The sequence below is a fragment of the Stenotrophomonas sp. Sm10 genome (assembly GCF_030985515.1).
Lineage (GTDB): Bacteria > Pseudomonadota > Gammaproteobacteria > Xanthomonadales > Xanthomonadaceae > Stenotrophomonas > Stenotrophomonas hibiscicola.
Genome location: NZ_JAPTFO010000027.1, coordinates 22,561 through 36,480, shown reverse-complemented (window position 1 = coordinate 36,480; position 13,920 = coordinate 22,561). Strand labels below are relative to the sequence as shown.

General features: G+C 67.4%; 13 protein-coding genes. 9 read left to right on the top strand and 4 right to left on the bottom strand.

Going from position 1 to position 13,920, the window contains the following annotated elements; all coding sequences use genetic code 11:
- Positions 1-26 precede the first annotated feature (26 nt).
- From O0J15_RS09855 to O0J15_RS09845, 3 genes are read left to right on the top strand one after another with little or no spacing between them, the layout of a single operon-like run.
- The gene (locus O0J15_RS09855) at positions 27-797 is read left to right on the top strand and encodes an RNA methyltransferase (protein WP_111097870.1); all 771 of its coding nucleotides are present in this window, start codon (positions 27-29) and stop codon (positions 795-797) included.
- A gap of 47 nt (positions 798-844) precedes the next feature.
- Positions 845-1,777 carry a phosphate/phosphite/phosphonate ABC transporter substrate-binding protein gene (locus O0J15_RS09850; RefSeq protein ID WP_021204176.1) on the top strand — a complete coding sequence of 311 codons (933 nt, stop codon included), beginning with the start codon at positions 845-847 and terminating at the stop codon, positions 1,775-1,777.
- Entirely contained in the window at positions 1,774-3,900 is a 2,127-nt protein-coding gene (locus tag O0J15_RS09845) for a bifunctional diguanylate cyclase/phosphodiesterase (RefSeq protein ID WP_111097869.1), read from the top strand. Before O0J15_RS09850 ends, O0J15_RS09845 begins: the two co-directional genes overlap by 4 nt.
- Before the next feature lie 79 nt (positions 3,901-3,979).
- Here the strand turns inward: O0J15_RS09845 and epmB are convergent, their stop codons facing one another.
- Positions 3,980-5,020, bottom strand: coding sequence for an EF-P beta-lysylation protein EpmB (gene epmB, locus O0J15_RS09840; protein WP_111097878.1), 1,041 nt, complete (start codon positions 5,018-5,020; stop codon positions 3,980-3,982).
- 96 nt (positions 5,021-5,116) lie between these two features.
- On the opposite strand from epmB, the gene efp reads away from it, so the two are divergent.
- From efp to O0J15_RS09815, 5 genes are all read left to right on the top strand, one after another.
- Positions 5,117-5,683, top strand: coding sequence for an elongation factor P (gene efp / locus O0J15_RS09835; protein WP_005410381.1), 567 nt, complete (start codon positions 5,117-5,119; stop codon positions 5,681-5,683).
- A 163-nt stretch (positions 5,684-5,846) separates the two neighbouring features.
- Positions 5,847-7,190 carry a TRZ/ATZ family hydrolase gene (locus O0J15_RS09830; protein ID WP_308305572.1) on the top strand — a complete coding sequence of 448 codons (1,344 nt, stop codon included), beginning with the start codon at positions 5,847-5,849 and terminating at the stop codon, positions 7,188-7,190.
- 24 nt (positions 7,191-7,214) lie between these two features.
- Entirely contained in the window at positions 7,215-7,931 is a 717-nt protein-coding gene (ubiG, locus tag O0J15_RS09825) for a bifunctional 2-polyprenyl-6-hydroxyphenol methylase/3-demethylubiquinol 3-O-methyltransferase UbiG (RefSeq protein WP_019660512.1), read from the top strand.
- Positions 7,928-8,623 carry a phosphoglycolate phosphatase gene (locus O0J15_RS09820; RefSeq protein ID WP_021204179.1) on the top strand — a complete coding sequence of 232 codons (696 nt, stop codon included), beginning with the start codon at positions 7,928-7,930 and terminating at the stop codon, positions 8,621-8,623. Before ubiG ends, O0J15_RS09820 begins: the two co-directional genes overlap by 4 nt.
- Positions 8,624-8,634: 11 nt before the next feature.
- Positions 8,635-9,339, top strand: a complete 705-nt coding sequence (locus O0J15_RS09815; protein ID WP_019660510.1) for a squalene/phytoene synthase family protein — start codon at positions 8,635-8,637, stop codon at positions 9,337-9,339.
- A gap of 158 nt (positions 9,340-9,497) precedes the next feature.
- Here the strand turns inward: O0J15_RS09815 and O0J15_RS09810 are convergent, their stop codons facing one another.
- Genes O0J15_RS09810 through yidD form a run of 3 tightly spaced genes read right to left on the bottom strand, consistent with a single transcriptional unit; the run spans position 9,498 to position 11,948 of the window.
- Positions 9,498-10,346, bottom strand: a complete 849-nt coding sequence (locus O0J15_RS09810) for a M23 family metallopeptidase (protein ID WP_164144710.1) — start codon at positions 10,344-10,346, stop codon at positions 9,498-9,500.
- Positions 10,346-11,692 carry a dihydroorotase gene (locus O0J15_RS09805; protein WP_019660508.1) on the bottom strand — a complete coding sequence of 449 codons (1,347 nt, stop codon included), beginning with the start codon at positions 11,690-11,692 and terminating at the stop codon, positions 10,346-10,348. Before O0J15_RS09805 ends, O0J15_RS09810 begins: the two co-directional genes overlap by 1 nt.
- Position 11,693: 1 nt before the next feature.
- Positions 11,694-11,948 (bottom strand): membrane protein insertion efficiency factor YidD, encoded by a 255-nt coding sequence (gene yidD, locus O0J15_RS09800; protein ID WP_014037867.1) that lies wholly within the window; start codon positions 11,946-11,948, stop codon positions 11,694-11,696.
- Positions 11,949-12,219: 271 nt separating this feature from the next.
- Here yidD and dksA point away from each other — a divergent pair, with 271 nt between their 5' ends.
- The gene (dksA, locus tag O0J15_RS09795) at positions 12,220-13,446 is read left to right on the top strand and encodes an RNA polymerase-binding protein DksA (protein WP_308305571.1); all 1,227 of its coding nucleotides are present in this window, start codon (positions 12,220-12,222) and stop codon (positions 13,444-13,446) included.
- Positions 13,447-13,920 lie beyond the last annotated feature (474 nt).

Sequence of the window (13,920 nt, the reverse complement as noted above, 5' to 3'; positions counted from 1 at the left end):
CGTCCAGCTCGACCTTTTCCCTGTTCATGTCCCAGTTTCCCGCCGCCACCCGCCTCCGATTCGTCCTGGTCGGTACCCAGCATCCCGGCAACATGGGGGCCGCCGCCCGTGCCCTGAAGACCATGGGCCTGGCCCGTCTGGTGCTGGTCGCTCCCGAAAAGCCTCTGGACGAGGAGGCCTTCCGCCGCTCGGCCGGGGCCGAAGATGTGCTGGGGGACGCCCCGGTGGTCGCCACCCTGGCCGAGGCCGTGGCCGATTGCCGCCTGGTGCTGGGCTGCACCGCGCGTGCCCGCCGCGTGCAGCTGGAGGAATACCTGCCGGCCGACGCTGCCGCCCGCGCGGTGGCCAAGGCGGGCGAAGGTGCCGAGGTCGCACTGGTATTCGGCCGCGAGCGCACCGGCCTGACCAACGAGGAACTGCAGCTCTGCCATGCGGCGGTGCACATCCCGTCCGATCCTGAGTTCAGCTCGCTCAACCTGGCGGCCGCCGTACAGGTGCTGGCCTATGAAACGCGCATGCAGCTGCTGGGCGCGCAGCCGGCCCCCAATGCCGAGCCCGGCTTCCGCGAACAGGCCGCCAGCCATGAGCAGATGGAGAGCTTCTTCGCCCAGCTCGGCGACACGCTGGACGAGATCGATTTCCACAAGGGCCGCGCGCCGGAATCGGCGATGCGCAAGCTGCGCCGCCTGTTCCTGCGTAGCGAGCCAAGCGAGCAGGAAGTGCGCCTGTTGCGCGGCATCCTCGCCGACACCCAGCGCATGGCGCGACTGGCACAAGCAGGCAACAAGGACAGCTGACGACGTTCTCATTTTTTCGGGTAGTCTGTCTGGATACCCAGGGGGGGATGAAGCCTGTGTCGGGTCTGCGAAAGGCAATGCAGGGGGGACTGCTGAGCCTGGCCATGGTCCTGCTGGCCGGGACGGTGCGTGCAGCACCGGACCACGTGCTGGTGCTGGGCCGGATCAGCGATGATCCCAAGGCCCACTACGAGCAGCTTCAGCCCTTGCTGGATTACGTGGTGGCGCGCATGCACGACGTTGGCATCAAGGAGGGGAGGATCCTGATGGCACGCGATCCACAGCAGATGGCCAGCTATCTGCGGCGCGGTCGTGTCGACTGGGTCACGGAAACCTCGGGTACGGCGGTGGCGCTGGGCCAGCGCAGTGGCGCCCGTCCGCTGCTGCTGACCGAGCGCAACGGTGTGCGGGAGTACCAGACGGTTTTCTTCGTGCGCCGCGACAGCCCGATCCAGCGCATGCAGGATCTGCGGGGCCATCGCCTGGCCCTGCAGAACACGGCGTCCACCAGTGCCTACCTGGTGCCGGTGATGACGTTGCTGCAGGAAGGCCTGTCGCCGCAGATCCTGGCCGGTGCATGGGACATGCCGGGCCCAGATAGCGTGGGCTACGTATTTGCACGCAGCGAGCTGAACATCGCGACGTTCGTGCACAAGGGGGTGGTTGACGTGGGAGCAGTGAGCAGCGTGGACTGGAATGACGAACGGCGGATGCCAGCAGCGTTCCGGCGCGACTTCCGCGAGCTGTTGCGCACCGAACCCTACCCGCGTGCGGTGGAGATGGTCCGCGCCGACCTTGATCCACGCGTGCGCGATCGCCTGCAGGAAGTGCTGCTGCAGGCGGCCGGCGACCCGCGGGCACGGGGAGCGCTGCATCGGTTTTTTGGCACTTCCGGGTTCCACCGTGTCGATGCGCATGCGCAGCAGCGGCTGGATGAATTGAAACAAGGATTGACGCGCGTGCGGATGGAAGTGGAATGAAGTGGCTTGGCTCGGGGATGCAGGCCCGGTTCCTGCTCGCGATGGGCGGGGCAATGGTCGTGGTGATCGCGATCCTGGCAGTGTTGTTGGGGCGGCAAGCGGCGATGCAGGGCGAGGTGCGCAACCTCAGCGGTGGCGTCATCCATGAATTGTTCGACCGCAGCGTGCGCAGCCGCGGCGAGGCGATGGCGCGCGAGTTGTCCGATGCGCTGGCCAACCCGTTGTACTACCGTGACCTGGACCAGGTTGGCGTACTGGTGCGCAGTACTGCGCGCCAGCCCGTGGTGCGCTACGTGCTGGTGTTCGACGAACGCGGCCGGCTGGTTCACGACGGCTCGGTCGAAGTATCCGGTTTCGGCCAGCCGATGGCTGATCCTCTTGCACCCAAGGCCGCGGCTGCGCAGGCGCTGGTCGTGCAGGAGTCGCCGAAGGTGCTCGACAACACCATGCCGATCATGGTCGGCAACCAGCGCATTGGCGGCGTCCGCGTCGGCATGGCGCTGGATGAGGTGCAACAGCGCGAGCAGGCAGCCAACGCCACCTTGGGCGAACGCCTGCAGCAGGTCGGCAGCCGTCACCTGGGCTGGCTGCTGTTGATGCTGGGCCTACTGGTGGTGATCGGCGTGGTCGTGATCCTGTACGTGCAGCGTACTCTGGTTGCGCCGATCCGTGATCTTGCCGTCGCTGCCCGTCGCATCGAGGCGGGCGACTACCAGACGCCGCTGGCCGAGAACACCCGCGACGACGAGGTGGGTGAACTGGTGCGCGGTTTTGCCCGCATGCGTGATGCGATCGCCCGCCATGACCGCGAAGTGCGGCGCATGGCCTATACCGACGCGTTGACCGGGCTGACCAACCGGCTGGCATTCCGCGAGGCGCTTGATCATCGGTTGATGGCTGCCCGTGCCGCCAATCACCGGTTGGGCCTGTTGTTCGCCGATATCGACGACTTCAAGCGAGTCAATGACACCCTTGGCCACGAAGCTGGCGATGAAGCACTGCTGCAGTTTGCACAGCGTATCGATCGCGCGGTCACCGAAGCCGGGGGCGATGAAGCCCTGTTGGCGCGCTTCGGCGGAGATGAGTTCGTGATCCTGGTGGGCGATGGTGATGTGGCCGCAAATGCGCGGCTGCTGGCTGAAGTGCTGGTGCGGGAGCTGGGCAAGCCGCTGGTGGTGCAGGGCCGGGAACTGTTCCTGGGTACCTCGATCGGCGTGACCCTGTTCCCTGACGATGCGGCCGATGCCACCACTCTGCTGAAGAACGGCGACATTGCCATGTACCAGGCAAAGATGGCGGGCAAGAACTGCTATCGCTATTACAGCCGGGCGATGGACCATGCAGTCGAGCGTCGCGTGCATATGGAACAGGAGCTGCGCGGCGCCTGGGAGCGCGGCGAACTGCGCCTGGCCTACCAGCCGATCTTCCGCATGCGCGACCGCCGCATGGTCGGCGTTGAAGTGCTGCTGCGCTGGCAGCACCCGACCCTGGGCACGATCCCGCCTTCGGTGTTCATCGAGGTGGCCGAGCAGAGTGGCCTTATCGAAGTCATCGGCCCGAAGGTGCTGCGTGCGGCCTGCATGGAGGCCGCGCAATGGCCGCGCGGGACGGCCGGGGACGACCTGTTCGTGTCGGTCAACGTGTCGCCACGGCAGTTGCGCGGCGGCGAACTGCCGGCACTGGTGGCGCAGTGCCTGCATGAGTCCGGGCTACCGGCCTCGCGGCTGCATCTGGAGCTGACCGAAACCGCCGTGATCGGCGACGAGATGGTGGCCGCACAGCTGCTGGACAAGCTGCACCGCACCGGCGTGAAGGTCTGGCTGGACGATTTCGGCACCGGCTTCTCCGGTCTCAGCCATCTTCGCCAGGTACCGGTGGACGGGGTGAAGATCGACAAGAGCTTCGTGGCCGACATGCAGCGCGATCCCGACGATCTGGCGCTGACCACGGCGATCATCGCCATGGCCCACGCACTGGGCATCACCGTGGTGGCCGAGGGCATCGAGCAGCAGGCGCAGTTCGACCTGCTGGTGCAGCGCGGCTGCGATCTTGGCCAGGGCTACTGGCTGAGTCATCCGGTGACCGCCACCGAAGTCGTGCGGATGATCGAATCGGGCCTCTGACCGACACAAAAAAAGGGACGGAGGGGATTAAGTCGCTTGTGCATTTGCGACTTAATCCCCTCCGTCCCCTTTTTTGGGGCTACAGCGGACGCTTGCTCGGGTCGCCGGGCAGTTCGCGCACCAGTTTCGGGATCAGATAACCGGACAGGCGCGCGGTCAGGCCGGCAATCAGCGCCTTGGCCTGGGCGTCATCCACTTCGAAGTGGGCCACGCCCTCGACCCGGTCCAACTGATGCAGGTAGTAGGGAAGCACGCCGGCGTCGAAGCTGCGCTCGCTCAGGTCCTGCAGGGCCTGCACGCTGTCATTGACCCCGCGCAGCAACACCGCCTGGTTCAGCAGTTGGGCGCCGGTAGCGCGCAGGCGGGCCATCGCCGCGTCCACGCTGGCGTCGAATTCATTGGCATGGTTGGCGTGGACCACGATCGCCAGCGGCCAGGGCAGACTGCCCAGCCAGGAGACCAGCTCATCGTCCACGCGCTCGGGCAGCACGATCGGCAGCCGGGTGTGGATGCGCAGGCGGTGGATATGCGGGATGGCGCGCAGGGCATCGGTCAGTTCGACCAGCTTGTGCGTGGCCAGCGACAGTGGGTCACCGCCGGAAAGGATCACCTCGTCGATGTCCGGGTCGGCGGCGATGGCGGCTACGGCCTCCTGCCAGCCACCCTTGGCGGCGTTCTCCGCGCCATAGTCGAAGTGGCGGCGGAAGCAGTAGCGGCAGTTGATCGCGCAGCTGCCGGTGGCGACCAGCAGGGCGCGGCCACGGTACTTCTGGATGACGCCGGTGGCCTTCTTGGCCGCGCCATCGCCCACCGCATCGAAGCTGAACCCGGGCGCGGGACGCATTTCCTCGTCGATCGGCAGCACCTGGCGCAGCAGCGGATCGGCCGGATCACCCTTGCGCATGCGGGCCACGAACCCCTCCGGTACGCGCAGCGCGAACTGGGCCATTGCCGCTTCCGAGACGCCCAGCGCGGCCGGGTCCAGCTGCAGCCGGGCCAGCAGGGCCTGTGGGTCGCGCAGTGCCTGGCGCCAGAGCTGCTGCCAGCGCGCGGGCGCGCCTGGCGACTGGGGCCGGGGGAAGGCGGAAAGCTGCATGGAGAGGGGGCCTGCGGTTATCATGGGGGCAGAAAAACAGTCGCCCACCGGCATCCGGTGGGCTTTCCATTCTAACGGCTCGCCGCACCCGCGGCGTTTCTGCCACTCAGGAGTTTACGCATGGCCAGCTACGGCATGAACGACGTCAAGAACGGGATGAAGATCCTGGTCAACAACCAACCGGCCGTCATCATCGACACCGAATACGTCAAGCCGGGCAAGGGCCAGGCCTTCACCCGCGTGAAGTACCGCCTGATCAAGGACGGCCGTACCCAGGAAGTCACCATGAAGTCGACTGACTCGCTGGATGCAGCCGACGTCGTCGATACCGACATGAACTTCATGTACAGCGATGGCGAGTACTGGCACTTCATGGATCCGGAATCCTTCGAGCAGGTCCAGGCCACCAAGGCCGGCATGGGCGGCGCCGAGAAGTGGCTGAAGGGCGAAGAGTCCTGCGTGGTCACCCTGTGGAACGGTGAGCCGATCTTCGTGCAGCCGCCGAACTTCGTCGAGCTGAAGATCACCGAGACCGATCCGGGCGTCCGTGGCGACACCTCGGGCGGCGGCGGCAAGCCGGCCACCCTGGAAACCGGCGCCGTGGTCCGTGTGCCGCTGTTCGTCAACCAGGACGAAGTGATCCGCGTCGACACCCGTTCGGGCGAGTACTCCGCACGCGTCAAGTAATCCGGCGCAGCCGGATTACCTGTAGAGCCGAGCCATGCTCGGCTTTCCGGGCATAACCCGGAACCCGTTGCTGGCGCCCATGGCGCCGCAGCGGACAGCCGCCGGGCATGGCCCGGCGCTACCGCCTCCCGCCAGGCCCTTCTCCAATAGCCAGTGAGCCCGCATGAGCGATAGCCCGCACCTCCCCGAAGCCTGCGACCTGCTCATCGAAGCCGGTTACGTCGTTCCGATCGAGCCGCATGCGGTGGTGCTGGAAGACCATGCCGTCGCCGTGCGTGGCAGCGAGATCGTGGCCATCCTGCCGCGTGCCGAGGCGCGCGCGCGCTTCCGTGCCGCCCAGGTAGTCAGTCGCCCCGAGGCCGCGCTGATGCCGGGCCTGGTCAACGCCCACACGCACAACCCGATGACCCTGCTGCGCGGCGTCGCCGACGACCTGCCGCTGATGACCTGGCTGCAGCAGCACATCTGGCCGGTGGAAGCGGCGGTGATCGGCCCCGAATTCGTTGCCGACGGCACCACCCTGGCCATCGCCGAGATGCTGCGCGGCGGCACCACCTGCGCCAACGAGAACTACTTCTTCGGCGACGTGCAGGCCGCGGTCTACAAGAAACACGGTTTCCGCGCGCTGGTGGGCGCGGTCATCATCGATTTCCCCACCGCCTGGGCCAGGACCGACGACGAGTACTTCGCCAAGGCCGGTGAACTGCACGACCAGTGGCGCACCGATCCGCTGATCGCCACCGCGTTCGCGCCGCATGCGCCTTACACGGTCAACGATGCCAACTTCGAGCGGGTGCGGATGCTGTCCGACCAGCTCGACATGCAGGTGCACCTGCATACCCACGAGACCGCGCAGGAAATCAACGATTCGATCAGGCTGCACGGCCAGCGCCCGCTGGCGCGGCTGGATCGGCTCGGCCTGGTCAACGACCGCCTGATTGCGGTGCACATGACCCAGCTGACCGATGCGGAAATCCACCTGTGCGCCGAGCGCGGCGTGAGCGTGGTGCATTGCCCGGAATCCAACCTGAAGCTGGCCTCCGGTTTCTGCCCGGCCTGCGCCCTGCAGCGCGCAGGCGTGAACCTGGCGATCGGTACCGATGGCTGCGCCAGCAACAACGACCTGGACATGTTCAGCGAGAACCGCACCGCGGCGATCCTGGCCAAGGCCGTGGCCGACGACGCCACTGCACTGGATGCGGCAACCACGCTGCGCGCGTCCACGCTGGGTGGCGCACGCGCGCTGGGCTTCGGTGACCGCATCGGCTCGATCGAAGTCGGCAAGCAGGCCGACCTGGTCTGCGTCGACCTGTCTGCGCTGGAAACCCAGCCGCTGCACAACGTGCTGTCGCAACTGGTGTACGCCACCGGCCGCCAGCAGGTCAGCGACGTCTGGATCGCCGGCAAGCCGAAGCTGGTGCAGCGCGAGCTGGTCGGCATGGACCTGCCGGGCATCATCGCCAACGCGCGCCAGTGGCGCGAGCGCATCCGTCATATCCGCGCCTGATCCCTGGCGCCGCAAGGACCCCTCATGACTGCCCCCCACGCTTCCTCCAATTTCGATCAGGCCGAGCTGGACAAGTTCGCCGCGCTGGCCAACCGCTGGTGGGACGCTGACGGCCCGCAGAAGCCGCTGCATGCGCTGAACCCGGTGCGGCTGAAGTACGTGGCCGACCGCGTGCCGCTGCGCGGCGCACGTGTGCTCGACATCGGTTGCGGTGGCGGCCTGTTGAGCGAAGCGCTGGCCCAGGCCGGCGCCGACGTCACCGCCATCGACCTGGCCCCGGAGCTGGTGAAGGTCGCGCGCCTGCATGCGCTGGAAAGCGGCGCCAAGGTCGACTACCGCGTGCAGGCCGCCGAGGATCTGGCCGCCGAGCAGCCGGGCAGTTTCGATGTGGTCACCTGCATGGAAATGCTTGAGCACGTGCCCGACCCGGGCGCGATCATCGACGCCTGCAATCGCCTGCTGAAGCCGGGCGGCCACCTGTTCCTGTCGACCATCAACCGCACCGCCGCCGCGTTCGCGGTGGCGATCGTCGGCGCCGAGTACGTGGCGCGCCTGCTGCCCAAGGGCACGCACCACTACCAGGAATTCATCAAGCCGGCCGAGCTGGCGCGCTGGCTGCGCGAGGCTGATGTGCAGCTGGTGGATGTCAGTGGCATGGCTTACGAGCCGTGGCGCAACCATGCCCGCCTGAGCAGCCGCACCGACATCAACTATCTGGCCTACGCGGTCAAGCCGGCATGACCTCTGCACGCTTCCCGCGCGCGGTGCTGTTCGATCTGGATGGCACCTTGCTGGACAGCGCGCCGGACTTCGTCGCTACCTGCAACGCGATGCTGGCCGAACGTGGTCGTGCACCCATCGATCCGGCCGCACTGCGCCCGGTGGTGTCGAAGGGCTCGCGGGCGATGGTCTCGGCTGCCTTCCCGGAACTGGACGTCGCCGCACGTGACGCGCTGATCCCGGAATTCCTGCAGCGCTACGAAGCGCTGATCGGCCAGCACGCAGTGCTGTTCGACGGCGTGGCCGGCATGCTCGCCGCGCTGGATGAGGCCGGTACGGTGTGGGGCATCGTCACCAACAAGCCGGAGTACCTGGCGCGCCTGATCCTGCCGCAACATGGTTGGCAGCAGCGTTGCGCGGTGCTGGTCGGCGGTGACAGCCTGGCCGAGCGCAAGCCTCACCCGCTGCCGCTGCTGCACGCTGCGCAGGCCATTGGCGTTGCTGCCGAAGACTGCGTGTACGTGGGTGACGACGAGCGCGACATCATCGCCGCGCGGGCCGCGGCCATGCCGTCGGTGGCGGCGCTGTGGGGCTACCGCCTGCACAGCGACGATCCGCTGGCCTGGCAGGCCGACGTGCTGGTCGAGAACGCTGAACTTCTGCAACTGGCCAGTCTCTGGCCGACCCGGCCGGCAGCCCCGGCCCAGCCGTAAGGAATGGTGTAGTGAGCAGTACCGCGCTGGACAGTTTCCTCGACAAGTGGCGCAGCCGTTGGCCGGAATGGTCGGTGGCCGCCCCGTTCGTGGCCGAATCGCAACGCGAGCTGGCCGTGGCGTGGTTTGCGCTGCTGCAGGAGTTCGACGACATGCTCAACACCAGCGGCGACCCGTTGCCGGCCGACGCCAAGCTGGCGTGGTGGGGCGAGGAGCTGCGCAGTTGGGCCGGGCATCGTTCGCGCCATCCGCTGGGCCGGCTGCTGGAGCCGGTGCGTGCGCCGTGGGCGCAGTTGGCCGAAGCGCTGCCGGATCTGGTTGAAGCACGCACCGTCGCGCCCGATGCAGCCGGCGCCGAGCGCGCGCTGGCCAACTACGCCGAGGCCGTAGCCGCAGTGGAGGCAACCTTGTTCGCGGACAAGCCGCGCACCGGTGCCGGTCGCGCGGTGCAGCTGCAGACCCTGGCCCAGCGCTTGCAGGATGCCGGCGTGGCCGGTGTGCCGCGCAGCCTGCTGGACGGTGATGCCAGCACCGCTGCGCAGCGCTGGGCGCAGCATCTGTTGAAGGGGTGGGGCACCCGCGTGCCCGGCCCGCGCCCGCGCCGCGTGTGGTCCAGCCTGGCACGTGCCCGTGTGGCCGCGCAGGCCGCAGGCAAGCCAATCGAAGCCACTCCGGTGCGCACCCTGCTGCGCGTGTGGTGGGCGGCGCGCGGCTGATCCCGCGCTCCGCCGGGCATGGCCCGGCGCTACCTCGCGCGGTTGATTGAATGCTGTCTGCAGAGCCGAGCCCATGCTCGGCTCATCTCTGCGCGACAGCAGCCGAGCGTGGGCTCGGCTCTACAACAGTGGCTCACCGCTGCACCGGGCGATGGGCGTTATTTGCGCTCCAGCACCAGCAGCGGGTCGATACGGGTCTCGAACCAGTTCATGCCCCAGTGCAGGTGCGGGCCGGTGGCACGGCCGGTGGCGCCGACGGCAGCGATCACCTGGCCCTGCTCCACACGGTCGCCGACTTTTACGTCGATGCGCGACAGGTGCAGGAAGTTGGAGCTGACCCCGAAACCGTGGTCGAGCAGCAGCGTGCCACCGGTCAGGTACAGGTCGGGGCCGGCGAAGGTGACGATGCCGGCGGCCGGTGCCTTTACCGGCGTGCCGGTCGGCACCGCGATGTCCATGCCGGAATGACCGGCACCGGGCTGGCCGTTGTACACCCTCGCATTGCCGAAGCGGCCGCTGATGCGGCCCTGGACCGGCCAGATGAAGGTCTGGGTGAAGTCGGTACGGTCGTCGTCGCGCGAACGTGCAGCGGTTACCTGCGCCTGTTCGCGCTTGATCCGCTCGGCAATCGCCGCCGGCGGATTCACCGTCTTCGGTGGCACCCCGTTGACCCGCTCGGTGGGCCAGTCGCGCGGCGTCACCGCGATGGTTGCGGTCTCGCTGCCACCATCGGGGCGTTGCACCTGCACGTGCAGCGGACCCTTCTCGTCGCGGCCGATACCGAACACGACGCTGCCATAGCCGCTCACCCGCAGCTGGCGGCCGGCGTACTGCACGCGGCTGCCAGCGGGCACCTTGCCGATCACCAGCGCGCCCTGTGACGCACTGGCCGGGAACACCACGCGGCTGTCGATCAGGCTGCCGATGCCGTCCTGTGCCTGCGCCGACGGTGCGGTGAACAGGGGCGCGGCCAGCAGCAGCGCTCCGAACAGAAGTGCCGAACGCATCAGCGGTCGTAGGTCATGCGCTGGCCGGCCGGTTCGCCCACCAGCTTGCTGCCGTCCCACACCAGCTGGCCGTTGACCCAGGTGGAGGCGATGCGCGAGCGGAAAGTGGTGCCTTCAAACGGCGACCAGCCGCACTTGGACAGCACGTCCTCGCGCTTGACGGTGAACGGCACGTCCTCCACCAGCACCAGGTCGGCAAAGTAGCCTTCGCGCAGGAAGCCGCGTTCTTCCACGTCGAACAGCTGCGCCGGCGCATGTGCGAATTTCTGCACCACCTGCTCGCGGGTCAGCTTGCCTTCGTGCACCCGCTCCAGCGCGGCCACCAGCGCGTACTGCACCAGCGGCAGGCCCGACGGCGCCTGCGCGTAGGGCTTCTGCTTCTCCTCCCAGGTGTGCGGCGCGTGGTCGGTGGCCAGCACGTCCAGCACGTCATCGGCCAGTGCAGCGGTGATTGCCTCGCGGTCGGACACTTCCTTGATCGCCGGGTTGCACTTGATCAGGTTGCCCTTGGTCGCGTAGTCCGGGCGCGCGAAGTGCAGGAAGTGCACGCAGGTTTCGGCGGTGATCTGCTTGCGGCTGCCATCGGCGCGGATCAGCGGGCCCTTCTCGAACAGCGCCAGCTCGTCGGCGGTGGAGATGTGCAGCACATGGAGGCGGGTGCCGTGCTTGCGCGCCAGCGACATCGCCAGGCGGGTCGACTTGATGCAGGCCTCGCGCGAACGGATATCCGGATGCATGTCCGGGGTCAGCGCGTCGCCGTACTTTTCCTGGAAGGCCTTCAGGTTGGCATCGATCATCGGCGTGTCTTCGCAGTGCGTGATGATCGGGGTCGGGCATTCGCGGAAGATCGCATCCAGCGTTTCCGGGTTGTCGACCAGCATGTTGCCGGTCGAAGCACCCATGAACACCTTCACGCCCGGGGCCTTCTTCGGGTCCAGGGCACGGATCGCGTCCAGGTTGTCATTGCTGGCACCGTGGTAGAAGCCGTAGTTGGCCCAGGCGCGGCCGCGCGCGAGCTCGTACTTGGCTTCCAGGATGGTTGAATCCAGCGTCGGCGGGTTGGTGTTGGGCATGTCCATGAAGCTGGTCAGGCCACCGGCCACGGCGGCCGCCGATTCGCTGGCGATGTCGCCCTTGTGGGTCAGGCCCGGTTCGCGGAAGTGCACCTGGTCATCGATCATGCCGGGCAGCAGCCAGCGCCCGGCCGCGTCCACCACCTGCTCGCCGTCGCGCGGCGCCAGCCCGTTGCCGATCTGCGCGATGCGGCCGTTCTCGATGCGCAGGTCGCCGTCGAAGGTGCGGCCTTCGTTGACCATGCGGGCATTGGTGATGAGGGTGGAGGACATGTCAATGTTTTCCTGTGCAACGGCAAGAGGGGGCGTTGGGGGACTCGGGCACGGGGTCGAAGCCGCCGGGATGGAACGGGTGGCAGCGGCCCAGCCTGCGCGCAGCCAGCCAGCTGCCGCGCAGCGGGCCGTGCCGCGAGATCGCGTCCATCGCGTATTCAGAACAGCTCGGCACGAAACGGCAGCGGGGCCCCAGCAAGGGGCTGATGAAGCGCTTGTAGAAGCGCAGCAGGGCGATGAGCAGGCGCGAGATCACCCAGTCATCTTATGCCAGTTGGCATGAAGGCCGCATTTGTGCAGGATGGGCCGTTGGTCGCATGTCGCCGATGGCCTGCGACCGGTACCAGCACCGTCGGGTGCTGGCCAGGTTCCGTACCGCGCAAGGCGGTCCGTGTTCGTCGGACTGCCCATTGGGCGCCTTGGCTCCAGGACTGAATGGGGCAGGGTGCCGAGGTTGCTGCTGCGGGTCGGGTAGGCTATAAAGGCCCGCTTTCCCGGGCCCCGGGGAATCCAAGGAAGAGCGTTTCGTGGCTGCTAAAAAAACTGCAAAGAAGGCCGCAACGGCCGCCAAGAAAACCGCCAAGCCTGTTGTGAAGAAGTTGGCGGCAAAGCCCGTTGCCATGAAGCCGGCCAGCAAGCCGGCGACCAAGGCAGCGTCCTCGCAACCGGCGGCCAGGAAGGCCACCGCAAAGAAAACGCCGGTCAAGGCAACCAAGCCGGTGGCGAAGAAGGCCGCTGCGCCCGCCAAGGCCAAGCCAGCCGCTGCCAGCAAGAAGGCGCCGGTGAAGAAGACCGTCAGCAAGGCTGCGCCGGTGAAGAAAGCTGCCGCCAAGCCGGTGGCCAAGAAGGCCGCCGCCAAGCCGGCGCCGAAGGCGGTAGTGAAGAAGGCTGCAGCCAAGCCGGTCGCCAAGCCCGTAGCAAAGAAGGTCGCTGCGGCCAAGCCGGTCGCCACGCCTGCCGCTGTAAAGAAGGGTGCCAAGAATGTTGCCGCGCCGGCCGTGAAACCGGCCCCGGCCCCAGTAGTGAAGTCCGCACCGAAGCCTGCTGCCAAGCCGGCTCCGGCCAAGCCTGTCCCGGCCAAGACCGTGGCAGTGGCAGCAGCCCAACCGGCTTCCAAGCCGGCCCCGGCCGCCGCTCCTGCCGCTTCGAAGGCCCCGCAATCCAAGAATCCCGTGCCCGTTTCGAAATCGCCTGCCAAAACCGCCGTGAAATCCGATTCCGCCCCGAAGACCGTGTCGCGCCCTGTCGGCAAGGTTGCCGTGGCCGTCGCCGCCCGCTCGGCTGCACCGGCCCCGCGCAGCAAGTACAAGGTGGTCGAGTACAAGACCGACGAGGCCACCGGCCGCCCGATCCTGCCGGCTGGCTACAAGCCGTCCTCGGAAGAGGAATACATGAGCCCGCTGCAGCAGGAGTACTTCCGTCAGCGTCTGCAGAACTGGCGCGCGGACCTGGTGGAAGAGTCCAAGCAGACCATCGAGAATCTTCGTGAGGAAGTGCGTGACATCGGCGATGAAGCCGAGCGTGCGACCCGCGAGACCGAGAACTCGCTGGAACTGCGTACCCGCGACCGCTACCGCAAGCTGATCGGCAAGATCGACAGCACCCTGAAGCGCCTGGAAGCGGGCGACTACGGTTACTGCGTCGACACCGGTGAAGAAATCGGCCTGGAGCGCCTCGAAGCGCGCCTCACGGCTGAACGCACCATCGACGCCCAGGAGCGTTGGGAGCACCTGCAGAAGCAGCAGGGCGACTGATTCCTGCTCGTTGTGTGGTCATGCGAAGAACCCGGCCTCGGCCGGGTTTTTTGTTGGGGTGGTTGGCTGGGTAGAACGGCGCCTTCCGCGTATCAGAGTTAGCCTGCGGGTGGGTCCGGGCAGGACACGCTGCAAGTACATCCCTGTAAGCTCGGCCGCGGCATCCATGCCGCGGACGGTCCTGCCCGGACCCACCCGCAGGCTCTCGCCGGTTTCCTGCGTGCGCGGCCGATGTAGAGCCGAGCCCACGCTCGGCTCAGGCCGACAAGAGCGGTCATGCGTGCGCTCGCGGCTGTTGAGTCCGCCTTGTAGCGAGCCGAGCACCGCAGGGGAATCAGGGGCGAAGAGGCCGCTCTATCCTGTAGAGCCGACTGCTAGTCGGCTGGCTCTCCGCGCCGTCCCCTGATTCACCGAGGAGCACAGGGCACCGGCGCGCAGCGCCGGCTCGCGGATGGCGGAGCGTTTCTTTGGTTA